The organism is Pseudomonas sp. 3HC3, from assembly GCF_044904505.1.
In the GTDB taxonomy this organism is placed as follows: Bacteria; Pseudomonadota; Gammaproteobacteria; order Pseudomonadales; family Pseudomonadaceae; genus Aquipseudomonas; species Aquipseudomonas putida_Y.
Genome location: NZ_JADDRH010000001.1, coordinates 589,028 through 604,327, shown reverse-complemented (window position 1 = coordinate 604,327; position 15,300 = coordinate 589,028). Strand labels below are relative to the sequence as shown.

General features: G+C 63.0%; 16 protein-coding genes and 3 pseudogenes. 12 read left to right on the top strand and 7 right to left on the bottom strand.

Translation table 11 applies throughout. The annotated features are described in order from the left end of the window. Nucleotides 1-3 precede the first annotated feature (3 nt). The 7 genes from INQ47_RS02980 to INQ47_RS02950 are packed head-to-tail and all read left to right on the top strand — an operon-like array spanning nucleotide 4 to nucleotide 7,163. On the top strand, nucleotides 4-2,493 hold the full coding sequence (locus tag INQ47_RS02980; RefSeq protein ID WP_404701044.1) for an RND family transporter: 2,490 nt from the start codon (nucleotides 4-6) through the stop codon (nucleotides 2,491-2,493). Continuing rightward, a complete protein-coding gene (locus tag INQ47_RS02975; RefSeq protein ID WP_404701043.1) occupies nucleotides 2,483-3,673 on the top strand; it encodes an MFS transporter in 1,191 nt (396 codons plus the stop codon). The genes INQ47_RS02980 and INQ47_RS02975 overlap by 11 nt, the downstream gene beginning before the upstream one ends. Then, a complete protein-coding gene (locus INQ47_RS02970) occupies nucleotides 3,670-3,834 on the top strand; it encodes a hypothetical protein (protein ID WP_404701042.1) in 165 nt (54 codons plus the stop codon). The genes INQ47_RS02975 and INQ47_RS02970 overlap by 4 nt, the downstream gene beginning before the upstream one ends. An 11-nt stretch (nucleotides 3,835-3,845) precedes the next feature. Next, a complete protein-coding gene (locus tag INQ47_RS02965; protein ID WP_014862035.1) occupies nucleotides 3,846-4,418 on the top strand; it encodes a cupin domain-containing protein in 573 nt (190 codons plus the stop codon). Further along, complete coding sequence (locus INQ47_RS02960; protein WP_404701041.1) at nucleotides 4,415-5,407, top strand: fumarylacetoacetate hydrolase family protein; 993 nt, start codon at nucleotides 4,415-4,417, stop codon at nucleotides 5,405-5,407. Before INQ47_RS02965 ends, INQ47_RS02960 begins: the two co-directional genes overlap by 4 nt. Next, on the top strand, nucleotides 5,398-6,384 hold the full coding sequence (locus tag INQ47_RS02955) for an NAD-dependent epimerase/dehydratase family protein (protein WP_392461321.1): 987 nt from the start codon (nucleotides 5,398-5,400) through the stop codon (nucleotides 6,382-6,384). The genes INQ47_RS02960 and INQ47_RS02955 overlap by 10 nt, the downstream gene beginning before the upstream one ends. Beyond that, nucleotides 6,381-7,163, top strand: a complete 783-nt coding sequence (locus INQ47_RS02950; protein WP_404701040.1) for a cyclase family protein — start codon at nucleotides 6,381-6,383, stop codon at nucleotides 7,161-7,163. The genes INQ47_RS02955 and INQ47_RS02950 overlap by 4 nt, the downstream gene beginning before the upstream one ends. A gap of 79 nt (nucleotides 7,164-7,242) precedes the next feature. Here the strand turns inward: INQ47_RS02950 and INQ47_RS02945 are convergent, their stop codons facing one another. Together INQ47_RS02945 and INQ47_RS02940 are read right to left on the bottom strand one after the other, a co-directional pair. Then, complete coding sequence (locus INQ47_RS02945; protein WP_404701039.1) at nucleotides 7,243-8,187, bottom strand: PDR/VanB family oxidoreductase; 945 nt, start codon at nucleotides 8,185-8,187, stop codon at nucleotides 7,243-7,245. Continuing rightward, nucleotides 8,184-8,582, bottom strand: a pseudogene (locus INQ47_RS02940) (amidohydrolase family protein); the annotation flags it as partial. The pseudogene INQ47_RS02940 and the gene INQ47_RS02945, both read right to left, overlap by 4 nt. On the opposite strand from INQ47_RS02940, the pseudogene INQ47_RS02935 reads away from it, so the two are divergent. From INQ47_RS02935 to INQ47_RS02920, 4 genes and pseudogenes are all read left to right on the top strand, one after another. Further along, nucleotides 8,581-9,159, top strand: a pseudogene (locus INQ47_RS02935) (hypothetical protein); the annotation flags it as partial. The pseudogenes INQ47_RS02940 and INQ47_RS02935 sit on opposite strands and share 2 nt — an antisense overlap. Nucleotides 9,160-9,412: 253 nt before the next feature. Then, nucleotides 9,413-9,592 (top strand): annotated as a pseudogene (locus INQ47_RS02930) (transposase); the annotation flags it as partial. 305 nt (nucleotides 9,593-9,897) lie between these two features. Then, nucleotides 9,898-10,884, top strand: coding sequence for a DNA-binding protein (locus tag INQ47_RS02925; RefSeq protein ID WP_404701038.1), 987 nt, complete (start codon nucleotides 9,898-9,900; stop codon nucleotides 10,882-10,884). 55 nt (nucleotides 10,885-10,939) lie between these two features. Continuing rightward, nucleotides 10,940-11,104 carry a DUF6021 family protein gene (locus tag INQ47_RS02920; RefSeq protein WP_404701037.1) on the top strand — a complete coding sequence of 55 codons (165 nt, stop codon included), beginning with the start codon at nucleotides 10,940-10,942 and terminating at the stop codon, nucleotides 11,102-11,104. A gap of 92 nt (nucleotides 11,105-11,196) precedes the next feature. On the opposite strand, the gene INQ47_RS02915 is transcribed toward INQ47_RS02920, so the two are convergent. The 4 genes from INQ47_RS02915 to INQ47_RS02900 form a co-directional block, all read right to left on the bottom strand. Continuing rightward, the gene (locus INQ47_RS02915) at nucleotides 11,197-11,448 is read right to left on the bottom strand and encodes a hypothetical protein (protein WP_004374436.1); all 252 of its coding nucleotides are present in this window, start codon (nucleotides 11,446-11,448) and stop codon (nucleotides 11,197-11,199) included. Nucleotides 11,449-11,456: 8 nt separating this feature from the next. After that, nucleotides 11,457-11,957, bottom strand: coding sequence for a DUF4142 domain-containing protein (locus tag INQ47_RS02910; RefSeq protein WP_404701036.1), 501 nt, complete (start codon nucleotides 11,955-11,957; stop codon nucleotides 11,457-11,459). Between the two features lie 110 nt (nucleotides 11,958-12,067). After that, nucleotides 12,068-12,589, bottom strand: coding sequence for a GNAT family N-acetyltransferase (locus tag INQ47_RS02905; RefSeq protein WP_404701035.1), 522 nt, complete (start codon nucleotides 12,587-12,589; stop codon nucleotides 12,068-12,070). A 17-nt stretch (nucleotides 12,590-12,606) separates the two neighbouring features. Next, nucleotides 12,607-13,320, bottom strand: a complete 714-nt coding sequence (locus tag INQ47_RS02900; RefSeq protein ID WP_209966146.1) for an MgtC/SapB family protein — start codon at nucleotides 13,318-13,320, stop codon at nucleotides 12,607-12,609. Nucleotides 13,321-13,717: 397 nt separating this feature from the next. Between INQ47_RS02900 and INQ47_RS02895 the strand changes: the two genes are divergently transcribed. Then, nucleotides 13,718-14,185 carry a sterol desaturase family protein gene (locus INQ47_RS02895; protein ID WP_004374446.1) on the top strand — a complete coding sequence of 156 codons (468 nt, stop codon included), beginning with the start codon at nucleotides 13,718-13,720 and terminating at the stop codon, nucleotides 14,183-14,185. Between the two features lie 43 nt (nucleotides 14,186-14,228). Here the strand turns inward: INQ47_RS02895 and INQ47_RS02890 are convergent, their stop codons facing one another. After that, the gene (locus INQ47_RS02890) at nucleotides 14,229-15,122 is read right to left on the bottom strand and encodes a bile acid:sodium symporter family protein (RefSeq protein WP_252461348.1); all 894 of its coding nucleotides are present in this window, start codon (nucleotides 15,120-15,122) and stop codon (nucleotides 14,229-14,231) included. Between the last annotated feature and the right edge of the window lie 178 nt (nucleotides 15,123-15,300).

The window sequence follows — 15,300 nt, the reverse complement described above, 5'->3', positions numbered from 1 at the left end:
ACCATGCACGTCATGAATTCATCTGCGCCTTCCAGCGGCCATCTCGACGACTTCGACAGCGCGTCCGGCTCGCTGCTGGAACGTGCGCTCTTCAACCACCGTGTGCTGGTGTTGCTGCTGTGCCTGGCGGCGACCTTGCTGCTCGGCTGGCAGGCCTCGCGCCTGACCCTCAATGCCAGCTTCGAGAAGATGATCCCGCGCGATCATCCGTTCATCCACAACTACCTGGAGCACCGCCAGGAACTCGCCGGCCTGGGCAACGCGGTGCGCATCGCCGTGGCCAATCCGCGCGGTAGCATCTACGACAAGGAATACCTGCACAGCCTGCAGCAGCTCAACGACGCGGTATACCTGCTGCCTGGCGTCGACCGTGCGGCGATGAAGTCGCTGTGGACGCCGTCCACCCGCTGGACCGGAGTCACCGAGGAGGGCCTGGAAGGTGGCCCGGTGGTGCCCGACGGCTACGATGGCGCTGCCGCTAGCCTGGAAGCGCTCAAGCGCAACGTGGAACGCTCCAACGAGATTGGTCAACTTGTGGCCTTCGACCAGCGTTCGAGCATTGTCTACGTGCCGCTGCTGGAGAAGACCCCGGACGGCCAGGCCCTCGACTACACGGCCTTCGCCCATGAGCTGGAAACCCTGCGCGAGCGCTTCCAGGCGCAGGGGGTGGAGATCCACATCACCGGTTTCGCCAAGGTCGTCGGCGACCTCATGGACGGCCTGCGGCAGATCCTGCTGTTCTTTGCCGCCGCCATTGCCATCACCGCCGCCGTGCTGTACTGGTACACCCGCTGTGTGCGCAGCACCGCGCTGGTGGTGGTGTGTTCGCTGGTGGCAGTGATCTGGCAGCTCGGCCTGCTGCCACTGCTGGGTTACGCGCTCGACCCCTATTCGGTGCTGGTACCGTTCCTGGTGTTCGCCATTGGCATGAGCCATGGCGCCCAGAAGATGAACGGCATCATGCAGGACATCGGCCGCGGTATGCATCGCCTTGTGGCAGCGCGGTTCACCTTCCGCCGGTTATTTCTGGCCGGGCTCACCGCGCTGCTATGCGATGCGGTCGGTTTTGCCGTGCTCATGATCATTCAGATACAGGTGATCCAGGACCTGGCCGTCATCGCCAGCCTGGGCGTGGCGGTGCTGATCTTCACCAACCTGATTCTGCTGCCGGTGCTGCTCTCCTACGTGGGCGTCAGTGCCCGTGCGGCGCGGCGCAGCCTGCGCGCTGAAGAGGCCGAGGCCAGCGGAGCGGGCAAGCATGCGGTGTGGCGCTTCCTCGACCTGTTCACCCGCCGGCGCTGGGCGGCGGCGTGCATCGCCGTCGCTGCGCTGATGGCTGCCGGGGGCTACGCCGTGAGCCTGCACCTGAAGGTCGGCGACCTCGACGCCGGCGCTCCCGAGCTGCGCGCCGATTCGCGCTACAACCGCGACAATGCCTTCGTCACCCGGCACTACGGCGCCAGCAGCGATGTGTTCGCGGTGATGGTGCGCACCGCTCCCGGTGGCTGTTCGGCCTACGGCACCTTGAAACACGTGGATGACCTCGACTGGCAACTGCGTGGCCTGCAGGGCGTGGACTCGACAAACTCGTTGGCGTTGCTCAACCGCCGGGTGCTGGTCGGCCTCTCCGAAGGCAGCCCGAAATGGTATGACCTGGTCAACAACCAGGCGACCCTGAACATGGTCACCGCCGGTGCCCCGCGCGGGCTGTACAACGACGACTGCAGCCTGCTGACGCTCTATGCCTACCTGACCGATCACAAGGCCGACACCCTGGCGCGGGTGGTCGACAGCGTCCAGGCGTTTGCCCAGGCCAACGACAGCGAGCAGGCCAGCTTCCTCATGGCTGCCGGCAGTGCAGGCATCGAGGCTGCCACCAACCAGGTGGTCAAGCAGGCCAACCGCGACATGCTCTGGTGGGTCTACGCCGCGGTGATCGTGCTCTGCCTAGTGACCTTCCGCTCCTGGCGCGCGGTGCTCTGCGCGGTGCTGCCGCTGGTACTCACCTCGATCCTCTGCGAAGCGCTGATGGTGGCGCTGGGTATTGGCGTGAAGGTGGCGACCCTGCCGGTGATCGCCCTTGGGGTCGGCATCGGCGTGGACTACGCGCTGTATGTGATGAGCATCGTGCTGGCCCAGCTGCGCCAAGGTGCGAGCCTGTCCCAGGCGTATTACCGCGCGCTGCTGTTCACCGGCAAGGTGGTCATGCTCACCGGTATCACCCTGGCCATCGGCGTTGGTACCTGGATCTTCTCGCCGATCAAGTTCCAGGCCGACATGGGCGTGCTGCTGGCATTCATGTTCGTCTGGAACATGGTCGGCGCATTGATCCTGCTACCCGCGTTGGCCTACTTCCTGTTGCCGCACCGCAAGGCATGTACCGAGCAGCTGGCATTGCCGGCGCATGAGCACACAAAGCGCGAGCGCAGTAGCGGGATGCTGGTGCAGGGCGCCAGTTTTCGCCCGCTGGAGGAGGTGAGCCATGGCCGCTGAACGCACTGCCGGAAGCGCCCAGGCTGCCTTGTTGCTGTTCGGCAGTTGCCTGCCCGTCCTGGGGGCGGTGCTCATCGCACCGGTGCTACCCCGCATGCACGCGCATTTTGCCGAGACGCCGGGCGTGGCCGTGCTGGTGCCGGTGGCCCTGACGTTGCCGGCACTGGTCATAGCCTTGTTGGCGCCGCTGGCCGGGGTGTTGGCAGACAGAGTGGGGCGGCGAGCACTGCTGCTGGCGAGCATGTTGCTCTACAGCCTGTGCGGTTTGCTGCCGTTGTGGCTGGATTCGCTGGTGCTGATTGTCGCCAGCCGCGCCGGCATCGGCTTGGCCGAAGCCGGCATCATGACCTGTTGCACCACGCTGATGGGTGACTACTTCGACGGCCAGCGCCGGGCGCGGTTGTTCGCTTTGCAGATGGTGGTCACCTCATTGGCGGCGGCGTTGTTCATGGGCGTGGGCGGTGCGCTGGGGGAAAGCGACTGGCGGACACCGTTCACCCTCTATGCGGTGGGTGCGCTGTGCCTGCCCTTGATGGCCCTGCTGTTGTGGGAGCCGCGTGCCTGCCAGACCGCCAGCGAAGCCACCGTCGATTCGCGTTTTCCATGGGCGGCCCTGACGCCGTTATACCTGCTCACCGTGCTGGCTGGCGTCAGCCTGTTCATCGTCCCGGTACAGGCCGGTTACGTGCTGCAGTTACTGCACATAGATGCGCCCCGTCAGGTCGGCTTGACCATGGGCGCCAACCAGCTCGGCGTGTTGGCCGGCGCATTGGCTTTTCGCTTACTGGCGCGCTTGCCGGCTGGGCGGTTGCTGGCCTTGGGCTTTGCCACGGCGGGGCTCGGTGGCGGCCTGATGGCGCTGGCGAGCAGCCACGCGCCAGTGGTGCTGGCGGTGCTGATCAACGGCCTGGGTGTTGGGCTGTTGCTGCCGACGCTGATCACCCTGGTGATGCAGCAGGTTGGCTTCGATCAGCGCGGCCGTGCCACGGGTGGGTTCACTTCGGCGATTTTCGCGGGTGAGTTCGTCAGTCCATTGATCGTCCTGGCATTGACCGCTGGTGTGGCTACGCAACTGCCGCATGCACTGCTGCTGGTCGCCATCGGACAACTGCTGCTGGCGCCTTTGTGCCTGTCCTTGATGCGCGACCGGCGGCCGGTGACGGTGGCAGGTGCACGATGAGCGAACGTTTCCTTGGCGGGCGAGCCGGTGCCAATCGTTATCTGCGCAGCGCCATGTGGCTGACCAGCACGCGGCTACCGGCCATGGCTGAAGGCGCAGCGTTCATCAGCGAACAGAATCTTATTGTCGACGGTGGCTCGACCATCGGCGACGGCAATTGAAAGGAGACAGCATGCAATCGCTTCCTGCATTCAAACGTGTAGTCACCGGCCACGATGCCGAGGGCCAGGCGGTCGTCGCCAGTTGCGGCCCGACACCGAACAACTTCCCACTCAAGGCGGTGCCTGGCACCCTCTTCTACGAAGTCTGGAACAGTGTCGGCAGCCCGGCGACACTGGACAACGGCAATGATCCGACAGCGCAGCCGCTGCAATTGAGCCCTGGGCCGCTGGGCAGCGTGATTCGCGTGGTGGACATACCGCCCGACAGCGTGCAGAACCAGGTCAGTGCCGAAGATGCTGCCGCTGCCTTCGCCGAGATCGGCGAGGCGAGTGCCGGCACGGGCAAAGCCGATTCGAAGCACAAGCTGATGCACCGCACCGAAACCCTGGACTACGGCATCGTTACCGAGGGCGAGGTCTGGCTGGTGCTGGATGATGGCGAAGTCCACCTCAAACGGGGCGATATCGTGGTCCAGCGCGGTACCAACCACGCCTGGAGCAACCGCAGCGAACAGATGGCCCGGATGGTCTTCATCCTGCTCGATGGGCGTTATGCCGAGACGCTCAAGGAGCTGCTGCCATGAAGCTCGCCACGTTCGACGACGGCAGCCGCGATGGTCGCCTGCTGGTGGTGGCCCGTGACCTCGGGCATGCGGTCGATGCCAGCGACATCGCCACCAGCTTACAGGTCGCGCTGGAAAACTGGCCCCAGGTCGAAGCCCGCTTGCAGGCGCTGTATCAGCAGCTCAACGACAATGCGGTTGCGGGTGCCTTCGCGCTCGACCTCGCTCGACTGGCTGCGCCCCTGCCGCGTGCCAGCCAATGGCTGGATGGCTCGTGCTTCCTCAGCCATGGCGCGTTGATGCAGAAGGCCTTCAACCTGGACCCGATCGAAGGCGTCGAGCACACCCCACTGATTTACCAGGGTGCCAGCGATGACTTTCTCGGGCCACTCGCGGACATACCCTTGCCCAGCGAGGCCCACGGCATCGACTTCGAGGGCGAGTTCGCGGTGTTGCTCGATGACGTACCCATGGGATGCCCGGCGGAGCAGGCCTTGCAGCATGTTCGCCTGATCCTGCAACTCAACGATGTCAGCCTGCGGGCCCTGGCACCGCGGGAAATGAAGACCGGCTTCGGCTTTCTCCAGGCCAAGCCCGCCAGCAGTTTCGCGCCCGTCGCGGTCACCCCGGACGAACTCGGCGAGGCCTGGCGCGACGGCCGGGTGCACTTGCCGCTGCACGTGCACTGGAACGGCGAGTGGTTCGGCCATCCGCATGGCGGCGCCATGCACTTCGGTTTCCACCAGTTGATTGCCCATGCGGCGCTGACGCGACGCTTGAGTGCGGGCACGCTACTCGGCTCCGGCACCGTGTCCAACGCCGAGCGCAGCGTGGGCTCGGCGTGCATCGCCGAGCGCCGCGCCATCGAAACCATCGCCTGCGGTGCGCCGCGCACGGCCTTCATGCGCTTTGGCGACAGGGTGCGCATGGAGGCTCGCGGGCCCGAGGGCGAGGTGCTGTTCGGGGCCATCGACCAGCGCGTGGTGCGGGGAGGCTGGCCATGCGAGTGATGGTCACCGGGGCCAATGGCTTCGTCGGGCGCCAGTTGGTGCAGCGCCTGCTGGACCTGGGCGAGCTGCGCGGGCGGCGAATCGAGGCACTGCTGGCGCTGGATCAGGCACTGGATGGCCTGCCCGAAGACGCGCGCCTGCGTCGTCATCACGGTAGCGTCACTGACGCGGCCTTGCTGCGTCGGGTGCTGGCTGATGGTGTCGACGTGGTCTTCCATCTCGTCAGCGTGCCTGGCGGCGCTGCCGAGGCGCAGTACGAACGGGGTTACCAGGTAAACCTGCAAGCAAGCCTGGAGTTGCTCGACCAACTGCGTAATCCCCTCTGTCCACCGGTGCTGGTGTACGCCAGCAGCGTCGCGGTGTACGGCGGCAAGTTGCCGACGCGCATGGACGAAGGCCAGCCAGCGTCGCCGCAGCTGTCCTATGCGGCGCACAAACGCATGGTGGAGATCGCGTTGCAGGACCTTGCCCGCCGTGGCGAGGTTGACGGCCGCGCCTTGCGCTTGCCCGGTATCGTTGCTCGCCCCCGCGAGCCGAATGGTCTGCGCTCGGCGTTCATGAGCGACCTGTTGCACGCCTATGTGGCCGGGGAGGCCTACACCTGCCCGGTGTCACCCGAAGCGAGCGCCTGGTGGATGTCGGTCCGTTGTTGCGTGGACAACCTGCTGCACGCCGCCGAGCTGGAAGACCCGGGCAGCCAGCGGGTTTGGCAACTGCCCGTGCTGCATTTGACCATCGCCCAGGTGCTGAACGGGCTGGCGGCTGTTGTTGGCGAGGCCAACCGTGAGCGCATCGCCTTCGCCCCCGATCCCCAGCTCGAAAGCCTGTTTGGCCGCTACCCACCGTTGCGTACCTCGTTTGCCCGCGAACTGGGCTTCTGCCACGACGGTTCAGTGGCCGGGCTGCTGCGTAATGCCCTCGACTTGCCGCCGCGCCACACCCGTCGCGCGGCCATCCGCAAAGGAATCCTCGTATGAGCTTGAACACACGTCGCTTGCTGGACCTGTCTGTCACCCTGGACAACAACCCTTACACTGATCCGCTACCTTTGCTGCCGAAGATCGATTATATGGATCATCAGCAGGGTTGGCCGGAGATGGCCGCGATGTTTCCCGGGCTGCGCAAGGAGGACCTGCCGGGCGACGAGTCCTGGGCGGCGGAGCGCCTGCAGATCACCACTCACAGCGGTACTCACATGGACGCGCCCTGGCACTACGCATCCACCACCGACGGTGGCAAGCCGGCCTTCGGCATCGACGAACTGCCGCTGGAGTGGTGCCTGCAGCCGGGGGTGAAGCTGGATTTTCGTCATATGGCGGATGGCCACGTGGTCACTGCGGCGCAGGTCGAGGCGGAGCTTGCGCGTATTGGTCATGAGCTGCAGCCGCTGGAGATCGTGCTTGTCAACACCCGCGCGGGCAGCTTGTTCGGCCAGCCAGGCTATCTCGAAGCCGGAGTGGGGATGGGCCGCGAGGCGACCTTGTACCTGCTGGAGCGCGGGGTGAGGGTGGTCGGTACCGATGCCTGGAGTTGGGATGCGCCATTCAAGTTCACCCGCGAACGCTTCAGTGAAACGGGCGACGCCTCGATCATTTGGGAGGGCCATAAGGCCGGGCGTGATATCGGCTATGGGCAGATGGAGAAGCTGGCCAATCTGGAGCAGCTACCGGCGGATGGGTTTCTGGTAAGTTGCTTCCCTTACAAGATCCGGCATGCCTCAGCCGGCTTCGTCCGGGCGGTAGCGATCTTCGATTAGGGACAAAGCCATGGGCCGAAAGGAGCGGGCGTGCGCAACTGCCGTCAGCCGTTGGCCGTCGGGCAGCTGCGGGCGATGGTCAAACGTCCAGCACCAACCGGGCGCTGTGGCAGCCCGATACGCAGGGCGTTATCCATTCTCCGCTGTTGCGCTGGACATCGCTGAGGTACTCGTCGCGGTGATCAAGCTGCCCCTCGATGACCCGGCTGACACAGGCGCCGCAGATACCCATCCCACATGACACGGGTAGCTCCACGCCAGCCCGCGATGCTGCTTGTACCAAACTTTCGCCCGGTTGCACCTCGACCTGGAGACGACTGCGCTGTAGCACCAGTGTGCAGTGACGCTCCACGTGCAAGGTGGGCTCTGCGGCCTGGAAATGTTCGCGATGAAGCGCCGTGGTTGGCCAGCCGCTTGCCAGCGCGACGTGCTCAACACAATCCATGAAACCTGCAGGGCCACAGCAATAGAGGCTTGCGCTGCCGTCCCAGGCCGGCAGGTGTTCCTCCAGGTACCCGGCGATCATCGGGGCGCGCAAGCCTGCATGAACCTCGGTATTCGCATCGAGGTACTGGACAAAAGGCACCTGTTTGGCATCGCGGGTGAAAAACAGCAAGCGCACCGACCGACCTTGCGCTTGGCATTGCCGGTACATGGCGAGCAGTGGCGTGATTCCTATGCCTGCGGCCACCAAGACGACCTGTCCAGTGCCAGGTTGCAGGTTAAAGAAGTTGCGCGGCAGGCCCACCTCCACCCGGGCACCCAGCCGCAGGTGCTCGTGCAGCCATTGCGAGCCGCCGCGGGAGGCTTTTTCGCGCTTGATGCCCAGGTATACATGACCGTCCTCGGGCAGGCTGACCACTGAGTATTGGCGTACCACGCCATTGCCCAGGCGCAGGTCCACATGAGCACCGGGTGCCCAGTCGAAGGGCAGGGGAGCAGGACTCGGCGGGGCCAGTTCCACACCTAGCACGTCGTCGGCTTCAAGGCGCAGGGCCCGCACCTGCAGAGGCGTCCAGCTCATGCGCGTACCCCCGCGGCCTGTTGCAGACGAAGTACAGCTTGGCGTGCCTGGCTGCCCAGTTCGGCGAGGTCCAAGCCAGGAAGCGCATCGTTTTCCACGCTCAGGCGGCCGCCCACCAGCAATGCCCGCAGCGTCGGACGGCCACCGCCAACCACTGGCGCGATGCCCAGATCGTGCAGACCGAAGTAGCGGGGTTGATCGAGGCGATAGATCGCCAAGTCCGCCGCCATGCCGACCTGCAGCGTGCCGATGGCGTCCAGGCCCAGCACCTGAGCGCCACCTGCTGTGCCCCAGCGCACAACGTCCTCCACGCTGGCGGCATGGGCACCACCCTCCAGATCGCCGCCAGCATGGCGGGCCTTGGCGCGTTCGCCGGCCTTGGCCCTTTGCATCAAGTGGTCCAACGGCTTGTCCGGCAACGATGGCTACACCTATTACGGCGAGTTTTCACCGCGACTGTCGCTCGGCAAAATCAGTGGCCACCGTCTCAGCTATGGCATCGTCAAGGATGTGTTGATCGCTGCCACCTATGAGCGCGGAGAAGGGCGCAATCGAAAGTACCTGCTTGGGCCCGCTGTTGACCTGAACCTGCCTGGATTTGATCGTTTTTCACTGAACACTTACTACCGCAAGCCCGATGGGATCACCGGTAAAGCGTCTGGACAGTGGCAGATCAACCCGACCTGGGCCATGACGATACCGCTCGGCCGCTCAGACATTTTGTTCGACGGTTATCTGGAGTGGTACGTCAATGATGTGGGGACGAAGGGTACCTCGAACTATGTAGCCAAGAGTTTCCACTTCAACCCCCAGATCAAGTACGACGTCGGTAAGGCGATGGGGCAAGCGCCGGCGCGTTTCTATGCGGGAATCGAGTGGGACTATTGGTCCGACAAATATGGCATCGAAGACAGCCACGGTTTTCCGACCGATCAGAACGCGTTGAGTGCATTGATCAAGGTGCATTTCTAGGCTCTGTACGAATGCAGATGTCGCAAACACCGCATGGACAAGCCAGCGAGACAACTACGGCATAGCTTTTCGTAAGCCTGTCGAAGGGTGTCACGACCCGGCGGTTCCCTTCAGTCAGCCAGACATGCGCTCGATGATGTTGTGCTGTTGGTACTTGGGCCGATAAAACAGTCTGGGTAAACCACGCGTTGGATTGCACTTCATTGAGCGCATGCGGGTGCCCATGTTGGCTTGACTTAACGCTGAACTCGTCCAGCAGTGGCCGGGTATCGCTGATCGGTTACGCGAGAAGTATCCCAAGATCGCGATGCTCATGGACGGCTGCGAGGATGAAGTGCTGGCGCGTACGGCATTTCCCAAGGCGCGCCGGCGGCAGTTGCGCGATACCAATCCGCTTGAGCGGCTCAACGCAGAGATCAAACGCCGGACCGATGCAGGCCTTCGAGGCGGTCACGACTGTGAAGCTCCCTGGGCCAGCCACTACCCCACGCGAGATGCCTGGCGGCTCAGTCTTACCAAAACGCCTGCTCGCCTGTATCACAGCCTTCAGTTCGCGATTTTCAACAGATTTAGTCATGAGCGCTGCTGCGTCGGCTGAATCCAAGCGATTTTTAGGCTCACATACGATAAGCCGTGATTATTTCACCTGAGGAAATGTTTGCAGGTGAGGTTTGGTATCGCCATAATTGGTACGTAATTACATGTTACATAACACAGTACAAAATCGTAGGAGCAAGCATGGCCCGTGGCGGTATCAACAAGGTGGTAGTGCAGCAGGCGCGTCAGGCGCTGATTGCCCGGGGCGAAAACCCCAGCATCGATGCCATACGTATCGAGTTGGGCAATACCGGCTCCAAAACCACGATTCACCGCTACCTGAAGGAACTGAACGGCCAGCAGCCGGTGGCTTCCGAAGGAGGGGTCGCGCTGAGCGATGTGCTGAGCCGCCTGGTTGGGCAACTGGCAACCCAGTTGCAGGACGAGGCCGACCTGAAGATCGAGCAGGCCGAGAGCACCTTCACGCAACAGCGCGAGACGCTTGAGGCGCAACTGGAAATCGCCCAGCAGGCACTGGCAGCAGCGCACCAGCAACACAAGATCGATGCAGCGGCATTGGCTGCTGAGACAGAAAAACTGTTGTCCACCCAGAGCACGCTGCAAGCCGAACAGCTGCGCAGTGCCAGCCTCAACCAGTCGCTGGGTGAGTTGCAGGTGCGCCTGGCTGACAAGGACGAGCAGGTCAAATCGTTGGAAGACAAGCACCGCCATGCCCGCGACGCCCTGGAGCACTACCGCAATGCCAGCCGTGAACAGCGCGAGCAGGAACAGCGCCGCCATGAAGCGCAGTTGCAGCAGATGCAGGTGGAGTTGCGCCAGTTGCAGCAGGGCATGATCGTCAAGCAGGACGAACTTACCCGTTTGCACCGCGACAATGAGCGTTTACTGGGAGAGCACCGTCAGGCGGCCAGTGAATGCCGGGCACAGGATGAGTTGCTGGAGCAGCGCGATGCGCAGATCCAGGGCCTGCGCACGATCCTGGCCCAGGCACAAGGCGCCAGCGAAGAGATGCGCCGGCAGCTGGATGTGCAAGCCCAGAGCCTGGAAGCCAGGCGCGACGTGTGCGCCGAGCAGGCGCGGCAGTTGCAGTGGCTTGAGGAACAGTTGAAGGCACGCGACGAGGCGTTGGCACAGTGTCGGGCGCAGTTGGCCTCGGTTGCAGATTAATCAAACTTTTCCTGGCGGGTGGTTTCTTCCCTAGACACTCACCGGAGACAACGCCATGCCTGGATCTCAACCACCACGCAAAGAGGGGCCTCACTCGACCGAGCAGGCCGATAAAAAGACGGACCTTGGTTTCGACCCCGATTCACCGGATGTCGAAGACCCTCAAGTCGACCCACAGGGGCCGGCCAAGCTGCCTGGAGACATTGAGAAAAAGGAGTGAACCACGGCCTTGATGACTGGCCTTGTCGCCGGCAAGCCATGCGTTATCCCTCGGGGCGGGCTTGCTGGCGACAAGACCAGACCAGGCAAGTGTCAGCCCTCGGCGCGCCTGGCGGCCTCTACGCCTGCCGCCGACAGCTTGATCGGATAGTGCACGCTGATCTGGTGATCACTGCTTACTGCCACGCTCCCGTCGTGAATCAAACCGGCTTCCTGCAGCGTCTTGAGCATGCCGGCCACCGCCTTTTCGCCGCGGTAGTTGTCCAGCACTTCCTTGCCTAGCCCTTCGGGGTGCGCATGCAACAGGCGGGTAAGTACTTCGGTCTTCAATGCATCGTTACTCATGTGCGGCCTCACTTGCCGTGCTTGGATTGGAGGGCTTTTGCCTGCTCCAGGTGCTGTTCGAGTTTGGGCAGCGTTTCGCTGGCAAAGGCCTTCAGCTCGGCCTTGTCGGACGATGCAGCCTCCTTCTTGAACAGTTCCACCGCTTTTTCGTGAGCGTCGACCTGGTTGTTGAGGTACGACTTGTCGAAGGACTCGTCGCGCCACTCCAGGATCATTTTCTTGATCTTGTCGGTCATCGCGGCCTCATCCGGAACCGAAATGTCCAGTTTGCGGGCAATGTCGCCGAGTTTCTGGTTGGCCTGGGTGTGGTCGGTGACCATTTGCTGAGCGAAAGTCTTGATCTCGGCGTTCTGGCTTTTCTCCTGAGCCAGCTTGCCAGTCACCACTTCGGCAATGCCGGCCTCGGTGGCTGCATCGACGAAATCATCGGAAGTCGCGGCCATTGCCTGCATCGATGCCAGGCCCAAGACCATGGAAAAACCAACATGCCTGATGAAGAGGTTATTCATGCTTCACTCCTTAAACCGTGGCGCGACCTCAGTGTCGCGTACGGTTGAGGGTGAAGCCGTGGCAAAGGTTTAATCTTTTTTGCTGCGGGTTTCGACCGCGCGACACTGAACTATAGGGTGAGAGGCGGCGAAACGCGCAGACGCATTGCACAACGCCCACTGAAACCGTGAGCATACTCGCTGGCCAGAATGCCCCGGAGCCGTTCGCCAAGCCGCCTTTCCTGAAGCATCTCAAACCCGAAACGTGCATAGAACGGCGCATTCCAAGGCACATCCACAAAGGTGGTCAGTGTCAGCTCACGTACACCGGCGCAGCGCCCTGCATCGACCACTTGCTGCAGCAACCGGCGCCCGACACCTTGCCCTTGGGCCTCCTGGCGCACCGATATTTCATGAAGGTGCAATGCCTGATCCGCCAGCCGGGCGCATGCAAAACCCACAATGCACCCAGCCGCGTCCTGCGCCACCCAACTACCACCTGCCTCGACGAAAGCCCTGTGCGCCGCGCAATCCATGACTTCGCCTTGCGCCAGCCAGGCCAGTGCCGGCCAGTTGACAAAAGCCTGGGCTGCCGAACGCTCGACGTCCGGCAGCCATTCAATGTCCTGTTCAAGGGTAGGGCGGATAAGCATGAATCACTCCTGTCGTTCTAATCCGTCGCCAGCACCTGCGGCTGTAATTGCCAGCGCACCGAGCTTACACCTTTCTCCAGGCTGACCCTGCTGACCAGGCGCTCCAGCTGCGCCGGTGCCTGCGCGGTGCCCAACAGCTCGGCGCGCACTTCCAGGTGCGCAGGGTTGTCCAGGTCCTGGCTCTGCAACGACTGCAGGCGCAGTTGTGGGTCGCCCAGGCTGTGCAACATCAGGCTACGCACCTGGATCTCGTCCTCGCCGCGGCAGACGATACGGACTTCGAAGTGCTGTTCCACCTCGCTGGCCGGCACCACGTCCTGACGGTCGAGGCGCTGGGCGATGTCACGCAACAAGATGTTGGCGCAGAGCACCACCAGGCTGCCCAGTGCCGCCTCCATCATCAGCCCAAGGCTGCACAGCACGCCGACCGCAGCCGTGCACCACAAGGTGGCCGCGGTGTTCAGGCCTCGCACATTGAAACCATCGCGCATGATCACACCACCGCCGAGAAAGCCGATGCCCGACACCACATAGGCTGCGACGCGCGACGCATCAGCAGGCGCCATGCCTGGCACCGCCTGGGTCATCAATACGAACAGGCAGGCACCGGTACTGACCAGCGCATTGGTGCGCAGGCCGGTCAGGCGCTGGCGCAATTGCCGCTCGGCACCGATCAGCGCACCCAGCACCAAAGCAATGCTGACGCGCAGCAGAAATACTTTCCAATCCATAGCAAACCTCTTCCGCAGGCACACGCCTGCATGAACGCCATCAGTTGGCGCGGTTGAAAAACCAGAAAATTGCGCAGGACCACGAGGAGGGAAGGAGAAGCGGGGGTTACAGGAAACCACCGTCTTGCCAGCGCGGCCAGACAGTGCAGAACATTGCCGGGCTAGCGCGCTACGCGGGCCTGTCGCAAGCGACTGGGGCTACTGTCCAAGGCAGGTCTCCTGTTGAGGAAGGCAAAATTGCGTCGCGGACCATACGCCGCAGGGCAGAGCAGGTCAAGGGCAAAAACATGACAATGGCTTCATCCGGGAACGGCCTGCTGCCGGTCACGCCCACATGGAAAAAACCCTGGGCAGCCGGTAACCTTGCGCCTTCCTTTGCCATCACCCGGACCGTTCCATGCTGTTCAATCTCGCCATATTGTTCGGCACCCTGGTGGCCATGGAGGGCGTTGGTACGCTGGCTCACAAGTACATCATGCATGGCTGGGGCTGGTGGCTGCACCGATCGCACCATGAGCCACACCTGGGCATGCTCGAAACCAACGACCTGTACCTGGTGGCCCTGGGGCTGATCGCCACGGCGCTGGTGGCGCTGGGCAAAAGTGGTTATGCGCCTTTGCAGTGGGTGGGCGGTGGTGTGGCAGGGTATGGGGCACTGTATGTACTGGCCCACGACGGCTTCTTTCACCGGCACTGGCCGCGCAAGCCGCGGCCGGTCAACCGCTACCTGAAACGCTTGCACCGCGCGCACCGCCTGCACCATGCGGTGAAGGGGCGCACGGGGAGCGTGTCGTTCGGGTTCTTCTATGCGCCGCCGCTGAAGGTGTTGAAGCAGCAGCTGCGCAGCAGGCGCAGCCAATCGTGACGCATCCCTGACAGGCCCGGCACCTGCCGGGCATTGAGTGACGTCAGTTCACTGGTTCTCCCTTGGGCTCTTCCGCCACATGCCCGCGGCTCACCCACCAGCCAAAACCGGCCGCGGTAAAGAACATGATCAAGCTGTACAACGCAGCCGGCACCGCCATGGTCGCGTTGTTCAGCAGCGAAGGGCTCAACGCCAGGGCAATCGCCAAGGTCCCGTTATGGATGCCAATTTCCATACCAATGGCAATCGCCTGGCGCTTGGGAATGTTCAACAGCCGCGGCACCCAATAGCCCACCGTCAGGCTCAGCAGGTTGAACAGCAGCGCCGCCAGGCCCACCACCGGTGCGTACTCGACCACCGTCTGCCAGTCCTTGGCCAGTGCCAGGACGATGGTGAAGGCCAGGAACAGCGCAGCCACCAGCTTCATCGGTTTTTCCATGCGGGCAGCGAACGCCGGGGCGAAGTGGCGAATCAGCATGCCCAGCGCCACCGGCAGCAAGACGATGGCGAACACCTGCATGACCTTGGCGAACTGCAGTGGAATAGCCTGGTCCGAGGCCATGAACCAGCTCAGCGACAGGTTCACCAGCAACGGCATGGTCAGGATCGCGATCAGTGAGTTGACCGCCGTCAGGGTGATGTTCAACGCCACGTCACCGTGGGCCAGATGGCTGAACAGGTTGGCCGTGGTACCGCCCGGCGAAGCAGCCAGCAGCATCAGCCCCACCGCCAGGGCTGATTCCAGGCCAAAGCCATTGGCGATCAGAAAGCACACCAGCGGCAACAGCAGGATCTGGCACACCAGGCCCACCACCACGGGCTTTGGGTACTTCACCACGCGAGCGAAGTCAGCCAGGGTCAGTGACAACCCAAGGCCAAGCATGATGATGCCCAGGGCAAGCGGCAGAAACGCAGTGAGCAGGGGCGAGGCAGTCATGAGGGCGTTCTCGGGCGAAGGATCTGAAGCAGTGTAGGTCGGCCCTGATTGATAGCTAATTGCAAAGGGCCAGCTCTTGGTAACCGTTTGTTACCACGTGCAGCAGCTGGCGAGGCTGCATGCCGCATTGCAGCAGGCATGCAGGCGAAGTAGCATTCCGTTTTTACCTTAGGATTAG

What these genes read in the sequence shown, in the direction of transcription:
- INQ47_RS02970 (WP_404701042.1), top strand. Translation starts at nt 3,670, where the DNA reads ATGAGCGAACGTTTCCTTGGCGGGCGAGCCGGTGCCAATCGTTATCTG.
- INQ47_RS02915 (WP_004374436.1), bottom strand. Translation starts at nt 11,448, where the DNA reads ATGAGTAACGATGCATTGAAGACCGAAGTACTTACCCGCCTGTTGCAT.
- INQ47_RS02910 (WP_404701036.1), bottom strand. Translation starts at nt 11,957, where the DNA reads ATGAATAACCTCTTCATCAGGCATGTTGGTTTTTCCATGGTCTTGGGC.
- INQ47_RS02890 (WP_252461348.1), bottom strand. Translation starts at nt 15,122, where the DNA reads ATGACTGCCTCGCCCCTGCTCACTGCGTTTCTGCCGCTTGCCCTGGGC.
- INQ47_RS02975 (WP_404701043.1), top strand. Translation starts at nt 2,483, where the DNA reads ATGGCCGCTGAACGCACTGCCGGAAGCGCCCAGGCTGCCTTGTTGCTG.
- INQ47_RS02945 (WP_404701039.1), bottom strand. Translation starts at nt 8,187, where the DNA reads ATGAGCTGGACGCCTCTGCAGGTGCGGGCCCTGCGCCTTGAAGCCGAC.
- INQ47_RS02905 (WP_404701035.1), bottom strand. Translation starts at nt 12,589, where the DNA reads ATGCTTATCCGCCCTACCCTTGAACAGGACATTGAATGGCTGCCGGAC.
- INQ47_RS02960 (WP_404701041.1), top strand. Translation starts at nt 4,415, where the DNA reads ATGAAGCTCGCCACGTTCGACGACGGCAGCCGCGATGGTCGCCTGCTG.
- INQ47_RS02980 (WP_404701044.1), top strand. Translation starts at nt 4, where the DNA reads ATGCACGTCATGAATTCATCTGCGCCTTCCAGCGGCCATCTCGACGAC.
- INQ47_RS02895 (WP_004374446.1), top strand. Translation starts at nt 13,718, where the DNA reads ATGCTGTTCAATCTCGCCATATTGTTCGGCACCCTGGTGGCCATGGAG.
- INQ47_RS02925 (WP_404701038.1), top strand. Translation starts at nt 9,898, where the DNA reads ATGGCCCGTGGCGGTATCAACAAGGTGGTAGTGCAGCAGGCGCGTCAG.
- INQ47_RS02965 (WP_014862035.1), top strand. Translation starts at nt 3,846, where the DNA reads ATGCAATCGCTTCCTGCATTCAAACGTGTAGTCACCGGCCACGATGCC.
- INQ47_RS02920 (WP_404701037.1), top strand. Translation starts at nt 10,940, where the DNA reads ATGCCTGGATCTCAACCACCACGCAAAGAGGGGCCTCACTCGACCGAG.
- INQ47_RS02900 (WP_209966146.1), bottom strand. Translation starts at nt 13,320, where the DNA reads ATGGATTGGAAAGTATTTCTGCTGCGCGTCAGCATTGCTTTGGTGCTG.
- INQ47_RS02955 (WP_392461321.1), top strand. Translation starts at nt 5,398, where the DNA reads ATGCGAGTGATGGTCACCGGGGCCAATGGCTTCGTCGGGCGCCAGTTG.
- INQ47_RS02950 (WP_404701040.1), top strand. Translation starts at nt 6,381, where the DNA reads ATGAGCTTGAACACACGTCGCTTGCTGGACCTGTCTGTCACCCTGGAC.